This is a genomic window from Streptomyces sp. HUAS ZL42, from assembly GCF_040782645.1.
Classification (GTDB): domain Bacteria; phylum Actinomycetota; class Actinomycetes; order Streptomycetales; family Streptomycetaceae; genus Streptomyces.
Genome location: NZ_CP160403.1, coordinates 7,092,877 through 7,111,370, shown reverse-complemented (window position 1 = coordinate 7,111,370; position 18,494 = coordinate 7,092,877). Strand labels below are relative to the sequence as shown.

Annotated in this window: 12 protein-coding genes and 1 pseudogene; 8 read left to right on the top strand and 5 right to left on the bottom strand. The window is 69.8% G+C overall.

The features are described from left to right. Positions 1 to 368: 368 nt before the first annotated feature. From glnII to ABZO29_RS32280, 5 genes and pseudogenes are all read left to right on the top strand, one after another. A complete protein-coding gene (gene glnII / locus ABZO29_RS32300) occupies positions 369 to 1,397 on the top strand; it encodes a glutamine synthetase (RefSeq protein ID WP_367323704.1) in 1,029 nt (342 codons plus the stop codon). Positions 1,398 to 1,723: 326 nt separating this feature from the next. Next, positions 1,724 to 2,287 (top strand): winged helix-turn-helix domain-containing protein, encoded by a 564-nt coding sequence (locus tag ABZO29_RS32295; RefSeq protein WP_367323703.1) that lies wholly within the window; start codon positions 1,724 to 1,726, stop codon positions 2,285 to 2,287. A 64-nt stretch (positions 2,288 to 2,351) separates the two neighbouring features. Next, positions 2,352 to 3,353, top strand: a complete 1,002-nt coding sequence (locus ABZO29_RS32290; RefSeq protein WP_367323702.1) for an SDR family oxidoreductase — start codon at positions 2,352 to 2,354, stop codon at positions 3,351 to 3,353. Positions 3,354 to 3,393: 40 nt separating this feature from the next. Further along, positions 3,394 to 3,528: pseudogene (locus tag ABZO29_RS32285) on the top strand (DNA-binding response regulator); the annotation flags it as partial. A gap of 171 nt (positions 3,529 to 3,699) precedes the next feature. Continuing rightward, positions 3,700 to 5,238: a DUF1996 domain-containing protein gene (locus ABZO29_RS32280; RefSeq protein WP_367323701.1), complete on the top strand. Its 1,539-nt coding sequence runs from the start codon at positions 3,700 to 3,702 to the stop codon at positions 5,236 to 5,238. Positions 5,239 to 5,309: 71 nt separating this feature from the next. Here the strand turns inward: ABZO29_RS32280 and ABZO29_RS32275 are convergent, their stop codons facing one another. Then, positions 5,310 to 5,738: a hypothetical protein gene (locus ABZO29_RS32275; protein ID WP_367323700.1), complete on the bottom strand. Its 429-nt coding sequence runs from the start codon at positions 5,736 to 5,738 to the stop codon at positions 5,310 to 5,312. 120 nt (positions 5,739 to 5,858) lie between these two features. On the opposite strand from ABZO29_RS32275, the gene ABZO29_RS32270 reads away from it, so the two are divergent. From ABZO29_RS32270 to ABZO29_RS32260, 3 genes are all read left to right on the top strand, one after another. Continuing rightward, entirely contained in the window at positions 5,859 to 6,368 is a 510-nt protein-coding gene (locus ABZO29_RS32270) for a tetratricopeptide repeat protein (protein WP_367323699.1), read from the top strand. 48 nt (positions 6,369 to 6,416) lie between these two features. After that, positions 6,417 to 8,336: a hypothetical protein gene (locus tag ABZO29_RS32265; protein WP_367323698.1), complete on the top strand. Its 1,920-nt coding sequence runs from the start codon at positions 6,417 to 6,419 to the stop codon at positions 8,334 to 8,336. 96 nt (positions 8,337 to 8,432) lie between these two features. Beyond that, positions 8,433 to 9,122, top strand: a complete 690-nt coding sequence (locus ABZO29_RS32260) for a TetR/AcrR family transcriptional regulator (protein ID WP_367323697.1) — start codon at positions 8,433 to 8,435, stop codon at positions 9,120 to 9,122. Positions 9,123 to 9,131: 9 nt separating this feature from the next. Here the strand turns inward: ABZO29_RS32260 and ABZO29_RS32255 are convergent, their stop codons facing one another. The 4 genes from ABZO29_RS32255 to ABZO29_RS32240 form a co-directional block, all read right to left on the bottom strand. Further along, entirely contained in the window at positions 9,132 to 9,494 is a 363-nt protein-coding gene (locus ABZO29_RS32255; RefSeq protein ID WP_367323696.1) for a 5-carboxymethyl-2-hydroxymuconate Delta-isomerase, read from the bottom strand. A gap of 33 nt (positions 9,495 to 9,527) precedes the next feature. Continuing rightward, a complete protein-coding gene (locus ABZO29_RS32250) occupies positions 9,528 to 11,150 on the bottom strand; it encodes a SpoIIE family protein phosphatase (RefSeq protein WP_367323695.1) in 1,623 nt (540 codons plus the stop codon). Between the two features lie 71 nt (positions 11,151 to 11,221). Then, positions 11,222 to 16,612: a pullulanase-type alpha-1,6-glucosidase gene (gene pulA / locus ABZO29_RS32245; protein WP_367323694.1), complete on the bottom strand. Its 5,391-nt coding sequence runs from the start codon at positions 16,610 to 16,612 to the stop codon at positions 11,222 to 11,224. 333 nt (positions 16,613 to 16,945) lie between these two features. Beyond that, entirely contained in the window at positions 16,946 to 18,322 is a 1,377-nt protein-coding gene (locus ABZO29_RS32240) for an alpha-amylase family protein (RefSeq protein WP_367323693.1), read from the bottom strand. Positions 18,323 to 18,494 lie beyond the last annotated feature (172 nt).

The window sequence follows — 18,494 nt, the reverse complement described above, 5'->3', positions numbered from 1 at the left end:
CCAGGAGCAGCAGGACCGGCACGTCCGCCCAGAGAATGCGGCCAGGCCGGCGACCGTTACGGGGGTGACGGTCGCCGGCCGTTTCGCGGTCGCGTGGCGTCGGCGTCGCACGCCCATCGCATACGAGCCGTCCCGCCCTCACGCCGCTGAGGCCGTGACCGAGAGGTTCTCGGGACTCCCTGTGGCGTCGAGGCCCTCACATCGTGAAATGCGCCACAGCACCACCAGGTAACACGCGGTTCACACTCGGGCAACGACCGGGAAATCGCCTGTTGACAGGCTCGCGGGAAACAAGTGCGGCGCCCCAGTGCCGCAGCGCCGCAGCACCCGCGATACGCGCCAAGACCCACCCCCGAAGGATGTGGCCCGTGAGCTTCAAGGCTGAGTACATCTGGATCGACGGCACCGAGCCGACGGCCAAGCTTCGTTCCAAGACAAAGATTCTTGCCGACGACGCCAAGGGTGCCGAGCTGCCGATCTGGGGCTTCGACGGGTCCTCCACGAACCAGGCCGAGGGCCACGCCTCGGACTGCGTGCTCAAGCCGGTCTTCTCCTGCCCCGACCCGATCCGCGGCGGCGACGACATCCTGGTCCTGTGCGAGGTCCTGAACATCGACTTCACCCCGCACGCCACCAACACGCGTGCCGCGCTGGTCGAGGTCGCCGAGAAGTTCGCCGCCCAGGAGCCGATCTTCGGCATCGAGCAGGAGTACACCTTCTTCCAGGACGGCTACCCGCTCGGCTTCCCCAAGGGCGGCTTCCCGGCCCCGCAGGGCGGCTACTACTGCGGTGTCGGCGCCGACGAGATCTTCGGCCGTGAGGTCGTCGAGGCCCACCTGGAGAACTGCCTCGAGGCGGGCCTGGGCATCTCCGGCATCAACGCCGAGGTCATGCCGGGCCAGTGGGAGTTCCAGGTCGGCCCGCTGTCCCCGCTCGAGGTCTCGGACCAGCTGTGGGTGGCCCGCTGGCTGCTCTACCGCACCGCCGAGGACTTCGGTGTCTCCGCGACGCTGGACCCGAAGCCGGTGAAGGGCGACTGGAACGGCGCCGGTGCGCACACCAACTTCTCCACGAAGGCGATGCGCGAGGGCTACGACGCGATCATCACCGCGTGCGAGTCGCTGGGTGAGGGCTCCAAGCCGCTCGACCACGTCAAGAACTACGGCGCCGGCATCGACGACCGTCTGACCGGTCTGCACGAGACCGCCCCGTGGGACAAGTACTCCTACGGCGTCTCCAACCGCGGTGCCTCGGTCCGTATCCCGTGGCAGGTCGAGAAGGACGGCAAGGGCTACATCGAGGACCGCCGTCCGAACGCCAACGTCGACCCGTACCTGGTGACCCGCCTGATCGTCGACACCTGCTGCTCCGCGCTGGAGAAGGCCGGCCAGGTCTGATCCGTCCCGCAGCTCCTCGAGGGCGCCCGCCGGTCGGTGGGCGCCCTTCGCGTGTGCCGGGGAGTGTCCGAGCAGTGAGAGAAGCGTCCTGCCGGAGGCCCGCTTCTGCTTCAATGGGGTCATGGCCGGGTCTCAGAAGTGCAGCGCGACGGGTCGCCGTGACCTCGAGCCGTTCTGGCCTTCCCGTCAGCACCACGACTTCGACCGGGTGTGTTGCCGCGCGATGAACGCGCCGGCCCTCTGACGCCGCACACCCCGGCCTTCGGCCAGCGCGCAACGACGTACGTCCCTCCGACGAACCTCTCGCGCGAAAGAGCTGACCTCTCATGGCGACCACTCGTTCTCTCTCGTCCACCCCTCCTCTCAACTCCCCCGCCCGGCACCGCTTGCGCGCCGTCGAGCACGACGAGGTGGTGGACGTCGCGGCCTTCCTGCCGCCCGGCGCCACCTGGCTGCCGGCTCCTCAGCACACCCTCCCCACCCTGCCGGGCCGGCCGCCGATGATCGGCTACCTGGTGCTGGTCCCGGCCGACCAGCAGCCGCCGTTCCTGCCGGTGGCGGCGCCCGACCGGCCGGACGGCGACGAGACGGGCGACGACCCGCTCGTCCGCCTCGACACCGCGCAGCGCACCGCCGAGGTGGACGGGCGCGCACTCGACCTCACCTACCTGGAGTTCGAGCTGCTCGCCCACCTCGTCGCGCACCCGCACCGGGTGCACACCCGCGACCAGCTGGTCACCACGGTGTGGGGCTACGGCCACGTGGGCGACGGCCGTACCGTCGACGTCCACATCGCCCGTCTGCGCCGCAAGCTGGGCGCCCAGCACCGCCAGGCGATCCAGACCGTACGCCGCGTCGGCTACAAGTACACCCCGCCGACCGGACACTGAGCCCCGCCTCTGCCCACGGCAGATCCGGTTCCGTCCCGCGGCTGCACCCGGCAGAGTCACCGGTATGAGACTTCTGGTGCTGGGTGGTACGCAGTTCGTGGGGCGGGCCGTCGTGGAGGCGGCGCTGGGGCGTGGCTGGGACGTGACCGTCTTCCATCGCGGCCGGCACGCACCTGTGGCCGGGGTGCGGTCGCTGCACGGCGACCGCACCGCGCCCGACGGGCTCGCCGCCCTCGCCGAGGGCACCTGGGACGCCGTCGTCGACACCTGGTCGGCGGCCCCGCGCTCGGTACACCGCACGGCGCGCCTGCTGCGGGGCCGCGCACAGCGGTACGTGTACGTGTCGAGCTGCTCGGTGTACGCCTGGACCCCGCCCGCCGGGTACACCGAGGACGCGCCCCTGGTCGAGGGCGCCGAGGCCGACGCGGAGCAGACCGAGTACCCACGCGACAAGCGGGGCGGCGAACTGGCCGCCGTGCAGGGCTTCGGGGCGGACCGCTCCGTGCTCGTGCGGGCCGGGCTGATCCTCGGGCCGTACGAGAACGTCGGGCGGCTGCCCTGGTGGCTGACCCGGATCGCCCGTGGCGGACCGGTCCTGGCGCCGGGGCCGCGGGATCTGCCCCTGCAGTACGTCGACGTCCGCGACCTCGCCGAGTGGGTTCTCGGCGCGGTGGAACGGGAGTTGAGCGGGCCGTACAACCTGATCGGCCCGCAGGGTCACACCACGATGGGCGCTCTGCTCGACGCGTGCGTGCGCGCGACCGGCGGTCCTGCCGAGCTGCGCTGGACCGACCCGGACGTGATCCTCGGCGCGGGCATCGAACCGTGGACCGAGCTGCCGGTGTGGGTGCCGCCGGGCAGCGACCTGCACGACGCGCTGCACTCCGCGGACGTCTCCCGGGCGCTGGCGACGGGACTGGAGTGCCGGCCCGTCGAGGACACCGTGGCCGACACATGGGGCTGGCTGCGGAGCATCGGCGGTACGGCGCCCCAGCGGCCGGACCGGACGCGGAAGGGTCTGGACCCGGAGGTGGAGGCGAAGGTGCTGGCGGGCGATGGGGGGTGACCGGCGAAGGGCGCCGATGGCTGCCGCTCGACCGAGCACAGGCCCGCTGGTCGTGACGGAACGGGCTATCGCCGAACACACCGCCAGCATCTTCGCCAAACCCGGACTTGAGATCCCGGACGACGACAATCGACGCGCGCCGACCGTCCTCGCCCACCTCGACCGGCACCGCTGATGACCTGCAACTCACAGGTTCTTGGGCAAGTTGAGGGGGAATTGTTCCACGCGTCTCTCATAAATTTCTGAGACGGCTGAACACCTCTGGGACGGCGTCCGTATGGAAAGACGCCGCTTCACTCCTGTCGGGCGCCTCGATGCTGCCCCGCAAGGAAGTCAGAGGAGTTCCATGGGACGCAACACACGTAAACGCCGTTCGTCGATGGCCACCAAGGCCATAGCCGCGTCGGCGGCCCTAGCGCTCGGCGGGGGCGGGCTGATCTGGGCGAACTTCTACGCCTCTGCGCACGAGTCGAACAACTCGGCGCAGAACCAGACCAAGGCCGCCGCCACCCAGGTGGCGACCATCTCCTGCCCGGACGTGGGGCAGAAGCTGACCAATGTGCCGGCCGCCGCGCAGGCGGGTGTCGCCAAGGAATTGGCGCTGCTGGACAAGCAGATCACCGAGGCCTACGCCCGGCTCGCCTCCACGCGCCAGGCGCAGGCGAACGACGCGAACTTCGTCCAGAACGCGATCGTCGGCCCCCTCAAGGACAAGCGGGTCGCGACGATCGACCGGATCCGGATCAACATCAAGCGCGTCGGTGGCCAGGCACAGGACCTGAGCCAGCTCGCCGCCTGCACGACGCAGACCGCCGCCCAGACCAACGCCGGTCAGGCGGGCGACGGGCAGCAGCAGAACGGTGACCAGCAACAGAACGGTGACCAGCAGCAGAACAACGACGGCGGCCAGCAGCAGAACGGCGGCCAGCAGAACGGTGGCCAGCAGCAGGGCAACGGCGGGCAGGCCGGCAACGGTCCGGTCGCGGCCGACTTCGTCGACATCACGAAGGTCCAGCCGAACGTGAAGGCCAAGCCGCAGCGGAACGGCCAGGCGTCGACGGGTACGTTCACCACCAAGTGCGGTGTGAACGCCAACGGCAGCCACAACACCGACAACGTGATCGTGGCGCCCGGCGTGAAGAACGGCGCGCACCACCTGCACGACTACGTCGGCAACCAGACGAACGACGCCTTCGCCAACAACAACACGTTCGCGCAGGGCCAGACCACCTGCCAGAACCAGCAGGACAAGTCGCTGTACTACTGGCCGGTGCTGCGTATCCAGGACGGTACGCAGGACTTCGACCAGAACGCGGACGGCGGTGGCAAGGAGGGCAACGTCGGCAAGATCCTGGTCGCCAAGCAGGCCCAGATCAAGTTCGTCGGCAGCCCGAAGAGCAAGGTCGTCGCGATGCCGCAGTTCCTGCGCATCATCACCGGTGACGCCAAGACCACCACGAACGGCCTGGCGAACGCCAACGCGCACTGGAGCTGCACCGGCTTCGAGAACAAGGTGCAGCTGACGGAGCAGTACCCGATCTGCCCGCAGGGCAGCAGCGTGGTCCGCACCTTCGCCTTCCAGAGCTGCTGGGACGGCCAGAACATCGACTCGGCCAACCACCGCACGCACGTCGCGTTCGCCGACGCCAACGGCAACTGCCAGAACGGCTTCAAGGCGATCCCGCAGCTGACGATGCGCCTGGTGTACGACGTTCCCCCGCCGGTGCTGCAGAACGGCCAGATCAAGAACCCGTACGCGGTCGACGGCTTCCCGGAGCAGCTCCACAAGCCTTCCACCGACCACGACGACTTCATCAACGTGATGAACGCCCAGCTGAACAACAAGGTCGCCAACTGCATCAACAGCGGCCAGAAGTGCCAGTGACCCAGGGCTAGACCAGCAGAAAGCCGGCGGTGGGAATTCCCACCGCCGGCTTTCGCCTGCGCCGAAGTCGTTCAGTGACCGGAGTGCGTCGCGCTCTCCGAGGCACCGTGCGAGGAGTGGTCGGTGCCCTCCTCGATGTCCCCGCCGAGGGTCTTCTGCAGCGCGGTCACCGTGTTGTCCTCGCCCACGGCCACCCACTTGCGGCCGACGAGGTAGTGGCCGCCGTAGTCCTTCGCCCCGTTGATCCACTCGCGCTGACCACGATCGGTGGCGAAGGTCGCGAGGATGAACTTGCCGTCGGAGTTCTTGCACACGGCCTGCCGGATCTCGTCGGCGTCGGTCTGCATGTCCGGCGTGCACTTCACCTCGGCGGCCAGGTGCTCCAGGCTGCCGGTCGCCGTCTCCGGCAGCGCCTTCGTACCCCCGTCGGAGCCGCAGCCCGCCAGCACCAGCACGGCCGCGGCGCCGGCCGCCGCGAGCATCGGTCGGGTCACCTTCATCTGTCCTCCCTGCGAAAGCCTCCCCCTCGATACGGCCCCCGCGCGCGACATGCTCAGATCGGTCCTCAAGGGGCCGGAAACCGAGTGCCACTGTAGGCACGCCCGTGCGAAAGTGTCCCGGTGAACCGAGACTGGGAAGATCGCGTGACCGCAGCCTGGGACAGCTTCCCGGCCTACCCCGAAGAGCGTGCCGCGGACTTCCGGGCCGTGATCGACGCCCTCGTCGCCGAGTTGCCGGAGGGCAGTCCCCTCCGTCCGTTCGAGCAGGCCAGTGCCTGGGACTCGACGGGCCACTCGGACAGGGCCGTCCCGCTGTACCGGGAGGCTCTGGCGCTCGGCCTCAGCGAGGTCAGCGGTTACAAGGGCCGCCGGGCGAAGATCCAGATGTCCAGCTCACTGAGGAACATGGGGCGGGCGGAGGAAGGCGTCAAGCTCCTGACGCCCGAACTGGACGCGCCGTCCGACGAGCTGGACGACGCCGTACGGGCGACCCTCGCGCTGTGTCTGTCCAGTCTGGGCCGCGACCGCGAGGGACTGTCCCTGGTGCTGGGCGCCCTGGCGCCCCATCTGCCGCGCTACCAGCGCTCGATGGCGAACTACGCGCGGCTGCTCGTGGAGCCCGAGGAGTAACTCTCCTGAGTCAGGTGACCATCCGGCGATTCGCTCGTTTTGCTGAACGTGCAGTCACAGGATGTCGCCCCGCACCCCACATCAGCCTCCTCCGACCCGGTCGTGGACGTCGAACAGGCCGAGGCCGCGCTCGTCGAGCATTATCCGCGGCTCGTCCGGCTCGCCTATCTGATGCTGCCGCCGGGCACCGGCCGGGGCAGGCGCGTCCTGACCGCCCACGCCCTCGCTCAGCGCGCCCTGCCCCGAGGCCGCGGCTCGACGCCCGTCATCCCGGCCCAGCCGACCGGCCGCGACGGCGATCCGGGGTACGCGTACGTCCGCCTCCAGGTCGTGCGTACGGCACTGGAGGCGGGCCTGCCGCGGTGGCGCCCGAGGCGGCCCAGGCGCTCCCAGCTCCCGCCGCTGCTCCCCCAGGTCTGGGGTCTGCGTCTCTTCCCGCGCTCGGGAGGCGCCGAGGAACTCGCCCTGGACCAGCGGCTCTCCGCGCTGTCCGGCCCGGCTCGTGCCGCGTATGTGCTGCGCGGCCTCGAGAAGCTCCCGGACGGCGACGTACGCCAGGTGCTGACGGCGTCCGGAGTCGACGACCCCGAAGCCGCGCTGCGGGAGGCCGACGGGGTCGAGGCGCGGTACGCGCTGCTCGACTCCCCCGAGTTCGACGCCTGTTCGCTGCAGGCCCGGCCCACCGATCTGATGCGGCGCAGACAGCACGGCAGGGCCGTGCTCGCCGCCGCGGCGGCCGTCGCGGTGTGCGGGGCGCTCGTCGCGCTGCCGGGCGACGGCTGGGGCCCCGAGGGTGCGGCCGCCCCGTCGTACGCGCGGAATCCGGCGGCCGAGGCCGCCCTGAACCCGGCCAACCTGGCGAGAGTTGCTCCCACCGTCTGGCGCGGCTCCACGCGCACCGACTTCTCCGTGTGGCCCGCGCGCGGCGACCTCACCGGTGACACGGCACTGCTGCGCCGCTCCCTCGCCGTCTGGGCCCGGCCCGGCGAGGCCGTCCGCGTCTCGGCGACGCCCGGCACCCCGTCCGGAGGCCCGGCGGGCCCGCCCCAGCTGCTGTACGCGGGGGACACCGACAGCGCGCGGGTGGTGATCCTCTACGACGGTCTGCGCATCGCCCGGTATGCCGAGCCGAAGGACGGCACGGCCGGCGCCGCCCTCGACTTCGCCCGGGTCGACGGCGCGTCCCGCGCGGAGGCGAGCGCGATCGTGCTGGACCGGGCCGACGGCAACGTCCGTTATCTGCTGGCACCGTGGGTGGCCAAGGCGGCCGAGCGGGATCTGATGAAGCCGGGCGCCGGTGTGATGGCCCTGACCGTGACCGGCGGGATCACCGCGCCCCTGGCCGGCCCGGTCACCCGAACCGGCCCCTGCACATCGTGGAACGTGCTGCAGCTCACCGACGAGACCGGCACCCGCCTGATGAGCGACCTCGGCGAACTCGTGCCCGCCCGCCTCACCGTGGGCCGTCCGGCCGCACCGCACGAGACGAGCGGTGCGGAGGCACTGCACACCTGGGCGCCGTTCGCCTGCTCGCTGGCCGAGGCGCGCGGCCAGGGCGTGCGGTCGGTGAACGCCTGGCGGTACGCCGAACAGCCACTGCCCGACGCGAGCGGGTCGGCCGACTGGGTGTGCACGCGGGCGGAGACCTGGCAGGGCACCGGGCCGCGGGTGCTGGCGCAGTTCCGTACGCCGGACGGCGCGTACGGGGCGGTGGCGGCCAAGGCCGAGAACGTCCCGGCGTGCGGGCCCCGCGATCCTCATGTGCTGGCCGGGGTGCTGTGGAAGTCGGAGGGGGGCCACTGGTACCTGCTCGCGGCCGGGAGCCGGGGGACCTCGTCGATCAGAGCGACGGGCGGGGTCCGGGCGACGTCGGAGGGACGCCTGCTGACGGCGCGCGCGAAGCAAGGGGCTCAGGCCGGGTTGACGGGGACCCTGGAGGACGGTGGGTCGATCGAGGGGCTCCGGTGAGTACGGCACGGGAGTGAGCGAATCGTGCCCGCCTGCGTGAACACGGGTGTCCGGTCCGGGCCGTTCGGGGCCGGATTCGATCGGTAAGGTGTTCGCATGACAACCGGGGTACGCCGCAGAATGGGCGTCGAGGAGCGGCGGCAGCAGTTGATCGGCGTCGCCCTCGAACTCTTCAGCCGCCGTTCGCCCGACGAGGTCTCCATCGACGAGATAGCGTCGGCCGCCGGCATCTCGCGCCCGCTGGTCTACCACTACTTCCCCGGCAAACTCAGCCTGTACGAGGCCGCGTTGAAGCGTGCCTCGGAGGATCTGACGAGCCGGTTCGCGGAGCCGCACGTGGGTCCGCTCGGGGCGCGACTGCGCCGGGCGATGCGGCGCTTCTTCGACTTCGTCGACGAGCACGGGCCCGGTTTCTCGGCGTTGATGCGCGGCGGCCCGGCCGGCGGCTCGTCGACGACGAATGCGCTCGTCGACTCCGTACGCCAGGCCGCGTATGTCCAGATCCTTTCGCACCTCGGAATCGCGGACCCGCCCGCACGGCTGGAACTGGTCATCCGCTCGTGGATCTCGCTCGTCGAGTCGACCGCGCTGATCTGGCTGGACGGGCGGCGCATCCCGCGCGAGGAGCTGGAGGTCCAGCTCGTGCACGACTTCGCCGCGCTCGCGGCGGTGAGCGCGGCGTACGACGACGAGATGAACGCGCTGCTGCGCGACATGCTCAAGGACGAGCCGGGCGACGGGCCGTTCGGCACCCTGGTCACCCGGCTGCTGGCGCTCGCGTCCTGAACAGGCCCGTCAGCGTTCGAACTTGCGGTACGAGGGGTCGAGGTCACGTACTTCGGCCGAGGCGTGCAGGACGAACCCCTCGGACTCGATGTGCTTGCCCAGCAGCTCCAGCACGGCCTCGGTGAGCTTCGCCTTCGTCTCGTCGGTGCGTCCCGCGAGCAGGCCGAGCGTGACGTGCACGATCGCGTGGCGCTGCTCCTCGGGGTCCTCGTACCCGAAGGCCGTGTACTCGCTGTGGCGGAACTGCGTCTTGCACGCCTCCGGCTTCGCGGCCGCGATCTCGACCGTCGCGGTGTGCAGGGCCTCGGCGAAGCCGGCCCGGTCGAAGGCGGAATCGATCGTGGCGGAGTAGTCGACGGTGATCTGCGGCATGGGCACTCCTGTGCTGGGACGACGGGGTCAACCCTAGTTTGTGAGCCGCAGCGCCAGCATCGCGATGTCGTCCTCGCGGTCGTGGCCGAAGCAGGCCAGGAGTGTGTCGCACAGGGCGTCCAGGCCGGGCAGGGCACCGACGGCGGCCGCGCGGAGGTGTTCCATCGAGACGGAGAGGTCCGTGCCGCGGGCCTCGATCAGGCCGTCGGTGACCATGAGGAACTGGTCGTCGGGTTCGAGGAACAGCTCGGTGGGCGGCGGATGGGACAGACCGAGGCCGAGCAGCGGGCCTGCGGCCTTGGCATAGTCGGCGCTGCCGCTGTCCCGGATGATCAGCGGCGGAATATGGCCCGCGTTGGCGATGCGGGTGCGTCCGGTGGCCGGGTCGATCAGCGCCAGGCAGACGGTGGCCGTGATGTCGGCGTGGTAGTGCTGGAGCATCCGGTCGAGGCGCTCGGCCAGCACGGCCGGGTCGCTCTCCTCCACGCTGTAGGCGCGCAGCGCGTGCCGGATCTCGACCATGACGGTGGCCGCCTCCAGCGAGTGACCGACGACGTCGCCGACCGCGGTCAGCACTCCGTCGCCGGTGCGCAGGACCGCGTAGAAGTCGCCGCCGATCTCGGTCTCCCGGGAGGCGGGCACGTAGCGGACCACGACGTCGATGCCCGGCAGCTCGGGCAGCCGGTGCGGCTGGGGCAGGAAGCTGTGCTGGAGGGTCAGCGCGACATGCCGCTCGACCTGGTACATGAGCAGCGGCTCGGCGGCGAGGGCGGTGGCCTGGGCCAGCTGGGCGACCAGGGCCTCGTCCTCGGGATTCACCCGGTGCATCCCGCGCGTGGGCGTGGCGAGGCACACCGCGGCCTTGCCGTCCTGGGTGAGGCTCAGCGCCAGGCGGGCGTCGTGCTGCACACCGGGCCGGAAGAACCCGGCGGGCCACAGCGGCGCGGGCACCGTGGTGATCTGCACCCCGGCCTGTCCACGGGTGAGCCGCCGGAGCAGTCCGGCCACGGCCCGGTCGGAGCCCTCGTCGGGCAGGGCGAGGGAGGTGCGGTTGCGGGAGATGCCGCGGTAGAGCTCGTCGTCCGCGCCGAGGACGAAGACGGCGGCGGTACCGCAGGTGAGCCGCGCGGTGCCGTCGGCGGCAGCGTCGGCGAGTTCCTGCAGGGAGCGCGCCGCCTGGATGGTGACGATCGTCTCCGACAGCCGCCGCAGCCGCCGTACCAGCGCCTGGTCGTCGGCCCGCAGCCGCGCCGCGCGCACCGCCGCCCGGACCACCGCCTCGATCTCCTCGGGCTCGGCGGGCACGGTCAGATACGCCTCGGCGCCCGCGTCGAGACCCCGGCAGCGATCACCGGTCTCCACGGCGGCGGCCGAGAAGTGCACGACGGGCAGACCGGCCATGTGCGGCCGTTCCTTGAGCCGGCGGCACAGTTCGAAGCCCGTCATGTCCGGCAGCTCCACGTCGACGAGGGCCACGTCGGGCAGGATGCCCTTGCGCAGCCGTACGTCGAGCTCGACGAGCGCCTCGCCGCCGGTGGCGACCGGGACGACGCGGTGGCCGGCGCGACGCAGCACGGTGCCCATGGCGTAGCGGCTGGCCGCCACGTCGTCCACGACCAGCACAGTCGTGTCTGTCAGCTTGCCGTCGACGTCCATCTGTCAGCCCTTGGACAACAGCGGTGGGGCAGACCGGGTTCGGAGTCTGCCCCACCAAGGTAATGCCCTTGTCAGGACGTGCGGGCGAATACCGCCACAGTCCGCGCAGGAACGGTGAAGGTACCCGATTCCCGCTCGTACGCCGACGCCTTGACGATGGAGTCCGCTCCGGCCCGCTGCACGGGGTGCAGCGCGAACGCCGTCCCGGTCAGCGCGTCGATCCGCTGCTCCTGCGTCTTCGGCGTCGCGTTGAACACGACGACCAGGTCACCGAGTTCCATGGTGATCACGCCGGGAGTCTCGTCCTTCCCCGACAGCGGGAAGGAGAGATTCGACTGCACCTGCTCGGCCGTGCCGAGGGAGAAGAACTGCTCCGTCGTACGGATCTTCAGCAGGTCACGGTAAGCGGCCGAGGCGCCGTCGATCTGCGCGCAGCCCACGCCGACGGTGCTCAACAGGGGTGTGGCGTAAGGCCACTTGGAGGCGTTGTCGGCGGCCATGGGCAGTCCGCGTCCGAAGCCGTTGCCGTCCGCGCAGTTCCAGTGGATGGCGTTGAACCAGTCACCGCTGTCGTAGGAGTTGCGGTCGAGGGACTTGGAGCGCAGCAGGTCGGTGCCGGCCTGGGACAGGGAGGGCCCCTGGGACAGGGCGGCCGTGGCCATGGCGAGGACCTGCATCCGCGCGCGGTCCGACGGGCTCGTCGAGGCGGGCAGCTTGTAGGTGAGCGCGTCGAACAGCGACTCGTTGTCGTGCGCGTCGGCGTAGGCGAGGGCGTCGCCGGGCGCGTCCGCGTAGCCGGCGGGGGCTCCGTTGTAGTCGACCTCGGCGCCGGTGACCTCCTTGCCGGCGGTGTCGGTGAAGCGGTACTTCGCGAGGTTGCCGGAAAGACCCACCTTGATCAGGTCCTGGTAGTGCAGCAGCCGGGCCTTCTGCTCCGCCGGAGTGCCGTTGCCGGCCGACGAGTTGGGGTCGGTGTACAGCCCGGAGGCGAAGCCCTGGATGCCGGGGTCGGAGTCGAAGGGGCCGCCGCCGCGCACGGCGTCCCGCGCCCGGTCGGAGAAGGTCGCGATGCCGGTGCCGGCCATGTTCTTCTGCGTGGCCTGCACGAAGCGCGCGTCGTCGGCGACCTCGCCGAAGTTCCAGCCCTCGCCGTAGAGGATGATCTTCTTGCCGTCGACGCCGTCCTTCTCGGGGGTGAGTGCGTCGAGGGCCTTCCTGACGGCCAGGATGTTGGCCTTCGGGTGGTGCCCCATCAGGTCGAAGCGGAAGCCGTCGACCTTGTACTCCTTGGCCCAGGTGACGACCGAGTCGACGACCAGCTTGCCCATCATGGCGTTCTCGGTGGCCGTGTTGGCGCAGCAGGTGCTGTTCGCGACCGAGCCGTCGGCCAGCAGCCGCTGGTAGTAGCCCGGCACGATCCTGTCGAGCACGGAGGTGTCCGCCTGCCCGCTCGCCGCCGTGTGGTTGTAGACGACGTCCATGACGACCCGCAGACCGTCCTCGTTCAGCGCCTTGACCATCCTGCGGAACTCGACGGTACGGGCCGTGCCGTCCGGGTCGGTGGCGTACGAGCCCTCGGGGACGGTGTAGTGGTACGGGTCGTAGCCCCAGTTGTAGGCGTCCTTCGCGGCGATCTTCGCCACGCACTCCTGCTGCTTGTCGGAGTCGGCCGGGTAGGAGGCGAGGTCGCAGTCGGTGGTCGCCTGGTCGGACCTCTTCTCCGGAATGGTGGCGATGTCGAACGCCGGGAGGAGATGGACGTAGGACGCGCCCGCCTTCGCCAGTTCGCGCAGGTGCTTCGAACCGTCGCTGTCCTTGTCCGTGAAGGCGAGGTACGTGCCCGGGTGCCGGGCCGTCCGGTCCTCGACGGAGAAGTCCCGGATGTGCAGCTCCTGGATCTGCGCGTCCTTCAGCGGTACGGCCCTGGGCTTGGTCAGGGCCGACCAGCCGCCGGGGGCGAGGGACCTGTCGTCGAGGTCGACGACGAGGCTGCGCTCGGAGTTCGCGGTCAGGGCGACCGAGTAGGGGTCGGTGACCTTGTTGGTGACGATCTTCCGGACGCTGGGTGCCCACACCTTCACGACATACCGGTAGGGCTTGTTCTTCCAGGACCTGGGCCCGGTGACGGACCAGACGCCGGTGGTGTCGTCGCGCTTCATGGCGACGGCGGAGCCGTCGAGTTCGAGCTTCACCGACTGTGCCGTCGGCGCCCAGACGGCCAGTGTGGGACGCCCATTACGGAAGGTCGGCCCGAGTCGCGCCTTCGTAGCCTCCGGGTACAGGTCGTCGAGTACGCCGGCGATCTGGACGCCCGTCGCGGCGAGCACGGCGCCGTTCGCGGCCCGCTGGGAGGCGACCAGCTGGCCGCCGAGGGCCTCCCGGACCCGGTCGCGGTCACGTGGGTCGACCGACCAGGCGGTGTAGGCCTTCAGGTGCGGGAACTTCGCCTTCTGGGCGTCCGTGAGCGTGGTCTTGGTCAGGCGGAGCCAGCGCTCGTCGTCGCTGGTCAGCGCGCCGTCCTTGACCGCGATCGACCCGTCGCGCGAGTACAGCAGCTGGGTGGAGACGGCCGCCTCGGAGCCGTTCCAGGCGACCGTGTTCCGGTCGATCCAGACGGCCTTGGAGGTGGTGAGGTCGAGCGCGGCGGCGGAGCCTGCCGGCTGCGGCAGCAGGTACTTCTCCCGGCCGTTCAACAGCCACACCTCGTGGCCGTTGGCCGTGAGGTCGAGCGACTGGTCGGCGGGCAGGTCCTTGTCGTCGCCCTTGTGGACGATGTAGCTGAGGCTGGTGGCACCGTCGGTGAGCGGTACCTCGAAGACCGCACCATAGGCGTCAGTCTTCACCGGCTTCAGGGGGTTCGACCAGTCGGTGGGGTTCGCGGCGCCGGTCCAGACATGCAGGCCCCAGCCGTCGTAGTTCCCGTCGGCGCGGTGGTAGTGGAGGACCGCCTTGGACTTGTCCTGGGCCGGATAGTCGGGCCGCTGCGTGAGCACGGCCTCCTTGCCCTGCTCGACCCAGACCTCACCCGTCCTGGTGACGTCGATCGTCCGGTCGGCGGAGACGTCCTTGGTGCCCTGCTTGTCGATGACCAGGAAGCCGATGGAAGACGCCCCCGGCTTCAGCTTGACGTAGGCGAAGGCGCCATAGGCGTCACGGCCGATGAAGGGGTGGCTGTCCGGCCAGTTCGTCGACTCGCCGTCGGCGAGGTCGCCCCAGGCGTACAGGCCCCAGTCGGCGTAGTCGCCGTCGGTGCGCTTGTAGTGGACGATCGCGTAGTCGCGTGAGGAGGCGGTGGGGATCTCCTCGGCGGGCGGGGTGCCGGTGAGGCTCTGCGCGGTGGCGCTCGCCGTGCGCCCGGCCGAATCGATCACGACCGCCTTGTAGCGCAGGGCGGTTCCGGCCGGTACGTCCTCGGCGATGGTCTGGGTGACCTTGTAGGGGGCGTGGTCGGCGGAGCCGAGGGTGCGCCACTTGCCGTTGCCGACCTGGGCGGCGAAGACGACGCGGTTGAGCTGCCCCCCGTCCAGGTCGGCGGTGAGTTCGACGGTGCCGGTGGCGCCGGTGGCGGGGGCCTTGAGGGTGATCGTCGGCGCGGTCGAGGGCTTGGCGAGCTGGCCGGCCGCCTTGAGGACGACCGCCGAGCCCGCCGGAACGGTGAGGGTGATCTTCCTGTCGGCGTCGGACCTGACAGTGCCGTCGGTGGCGTAGATCCCGGTGTACGTCATGTTCGCCGAGCCGACCGCGAAGGTCGCCTCCGCGGCCTCCCCCGCGTTGTTGAAGGCGACGAGGTATTCGGTCCTGTCGCTCCCGGTCCGGGAGAAGGCATAGATGCCCGTGCCGTCGGCCGCGTAACGCTCGGTCTGTACGCCGTCCGTCAGCGCGGGGTTGGCCTTGCGGAGCCCCGCGAGGGCCGCGATCTGCCGGTACAGGGGTGCGCCCGGGTCGTAGGCGTCGCTCGCGTGGGTGCGGTCGGTGCCGAGCTCGTCGTCGTCGAGGTAGTCGGCCGTGCGGGAGGCGAACATCGTCTGGCGGGCGTCCTTGTCGCCGCCGGAGCCGGTGAAGCCCTGCTCGTCGCCGTAGTACACGACGGGGTTGCCGCGGCTGAGGAACATCAGCTCGTTGGCGAGCCTGTCCTTCTTCAGCAGTTCGGCGTCGGAGGCCTTCGGGTTGTCCTGCGCGAGGAAGTACCCGATCCGGCCCATGTCGTGGTTGCCGAGGAAGGTGACCTGCTCGTACGCGTTGGCCTTGTCGGTCGTGTACTTGTAGTCGTCGCCGAAGACCCCGGCGAGCTTCTTCGCGCTGCCGCCCTGTGAGGCGTACTGGCGGGCCGCCTCCTGGAAGGGGAAGTCGAGGGTGGCGTCGAGGCGGCCCTGCGTGACGTACGGGGACGTGATGTTCGTGTCGGCGGAGTAGACCTCGCCGAACATGAAGAAGTCGTCGCGCCCCTGCTTGGCCGCGTAGGCGTCGAGGGCCGTGGCCCACTGCGTCCAGAACTCCATGTCGACGTGCTTCACGGTGTCGATCCGGAAGCCGTCGATGTCGAAGTCCCGGACCCAGCGCTGATAGATCCTCTCCATCCCGCTGACGACCTCGGGGCGCTCGGTCCACAGGTCGTCGAGGCCGGAGAAGTCGCCGTTCGTGGAGCTCTCACCGGCGAAGGTGGAGTCGCCGCGGTTGTGGTACATCGTCGGGTCGTTGAGCCACGCCGGGACCTTGTTCTTCTTCGTGACCTTCGGCGTGCGGGGGAAGGAGTCGGCGTCGACCTGCGGGAAGTCGCCCGTGCCCGCGTAGTCCGCGTCGTCGAAGGGCTCGCCGTCCTCGGTCAGGTAGGGGAAGGCGCCCTTGGAGAGGTAGTCGTACGACTTCTCCTCGTAGTCGACGACATCCGCCGTGTGGTTGGTGATGACGTCGAAGAAAACCTTCATGCCCTTGGCGTGCGCCTTGGAGATGAGGGTCTCCAAATCCTTGTTGGTACCGAAGTGGGGGTCGACCTGGGTGAAGTCCGTGATCCAGTAACCGTGGTAGCCGGCGGAGGCGTTGGCGCCGGTGCCCTGTACGGGCTGGTTCTTGAAGATGGGGGCCATCCAGATGGCGGTGGTGCCGAGGCCCTTGATGTAGTCGAGGCGCTTGGTCAGGCCCTTGAGGTCGCCGCCCTGGTAGAAGCCCTTGTCGGTGGGGTCGTAGCCGGTGGTGAGGCGCGAACCCGTCAGGCCGCCGGTGTCATTGGCCTTGTCACCGTTGGCGAAACGGTCCGGCAGGACGAAGTAGAACTGCTCGCGCGTGTCGTCGTGCCGGGCGGGCTGGGCGGCGAGCTTCGCGTCGGACGGGGGCGCGGGCGGGGTGTCGGCCCGGGCGGCGAGGGGCTGGACGAGTGCTGCGGCCAGCGCGGTCACGGTGACCACAGCTACTCGGCCCGCATGGGCGGTACGGCGCCTTGACGGCGTCGGCCATCTCGGTATCACAGACGTGGACTCCTTGCGATTGCGGCTCTCGTGGGTCCGACCCCGCGCGACCGTATCGCCGCCGAAAGGCTTACAGCAAGAGTCCTGAAACCATCGGCAAGAACTTTCACCTGACGGTGTAGGTCACGAGCGATCGGCCCCGAACCGTGGCGGTCAGGGAGCCCCCGCTGACCGCCACGGCGGGCTGCCGGGCCGTGCTGTTCGAGCTGTTGGCCAGATAGGGGTGGCCGTGCCGGTGGTGATTCCGGTGTTCTGCAGGCTGAAGGACACCTGGTTGGCGCTGGTGGCCACGTTGAGCGCCACTGCGTCAATCCCACGCGCCCCGCCGGTTGCTCAGCAGCTCGACTTGCCCGTGTAGATCGCCAGCGCGGTGTTGGAGCCGAGGGTTGCGGTGAACTGGCCGCTGGAGTTCACGGTCACCGTCGTGTTGTTCTGCACATTGCAGTACGTCCCCGCGGGCAGCGAGGTCTGGTACGTCCGCGTCAGCGAGCCGGACTCGTGGTTGATGGCCACGTAACCCTTGCTCCCCCGCCCGAACGCGATGGCGTCGTTGCCGTTGTCCCACCAGTTGGTGACCGACTCGCCACGGGTCGCGTTGCGGAAGGCGACCATGCGGATGATCTCCGGCCAGGCGTGCTGGCACTTCCAGCCGTCCTGCCAGCAGGCGTTGACCGTGCCGCCGTTGGGCGGGCCGGCGTCCGTGTCGGACCACTCGTAGCCGGAGTTGATGTCCGGGGCGCCGTAGGGCCAGGCCAGCATGAAGACATTGGCGAGGGTGTAGTTGGCGCCGTCCTTGTAGTTGAGCGTGGAGCCGTTGCGCTCGGTGTCGTGGTTGTCGACGAAGACGCCGGCGACGGAGCCGCTCATGTAGCCCCAGCCCTCGCCGTAGTTCTTCAGGTACGCCAGATTCTCGTTGTTGAAGACGCGCTTGAGGTCGTACGCGTACCGGAACTCCTGCACATCCCCGTTGCCCGTGTACTCAGTCGGCTGGACGGCCTCTCCACTGCCGTAGATGACCTCCTGCTTCCAGTAGACGGAAGGGTTCGTCAGCCGGGTCTTGATGTTCGCCAGGTCGGCGGCGTCGATGTGCTTGGCGGCGTCGATACGGAAACCGTCGACACCCAGGGTGAGCAGGTCGTTCAGGTAGCCGGCGATGGCGCCGCGGACGTAGGACTCGCCCGTGTCGAGGTCCGCGAGACCGACCAGTTCGCAGTGCTGGACGTTCCAGCGGTCCTGGTAGTTGCCGACCAGGTACGTGCAGTCGTCGAAGTCGTAGGAGGAGTACAGGCCCGGGTAGTTGTACTTGGTATACGAGGAGCCGCCCGTCCCGGTGCCGCTGCCCGCCGACATGTGGTTGATGACGGTGTCGACCACGACCTTCACACCGGCCGCGTGGCAGGTGTTGACCATGTTCTGGAAGGCCGTACGGTCGCCGAGCCGACCGGCGATCTTGTAGCTCACCGGCTGGTACGACGTCCACCACTGCGCGCCCTGTATGTGCTCGGCGGGCGGGGAGACCTGGACGTATCCGTAGCCGGCGGGGCCGAGAGTGTTGGTGCACTCCCTCGCCACCGAGGCGAAGTTCCACTCGAAGAGGACGGCGGTGACGTCCTTGGTGCCGGGCGGGGAGGCGTGGGCCGTGATGGGCGCGGCGACTGCTGCCGCCGCGGCGAGCGCGAGGGCGCCCGCGAGGGATCTGCTGGATGCCATGTGGGGTTGTCCTTCTTCGTTGAAGGCAGGTATCGGCCACTGAATGTGCTTGCTGAAATATTCAGCAAACTTGCGGTGACGGAGATGTTAAAGGCCCGCCGCCCGAAAGGGCAGCGGGCCGTGCAAAGTTGATGCAAGAACCTTCAATTCCGCCCTGGACGGGGTACGACGA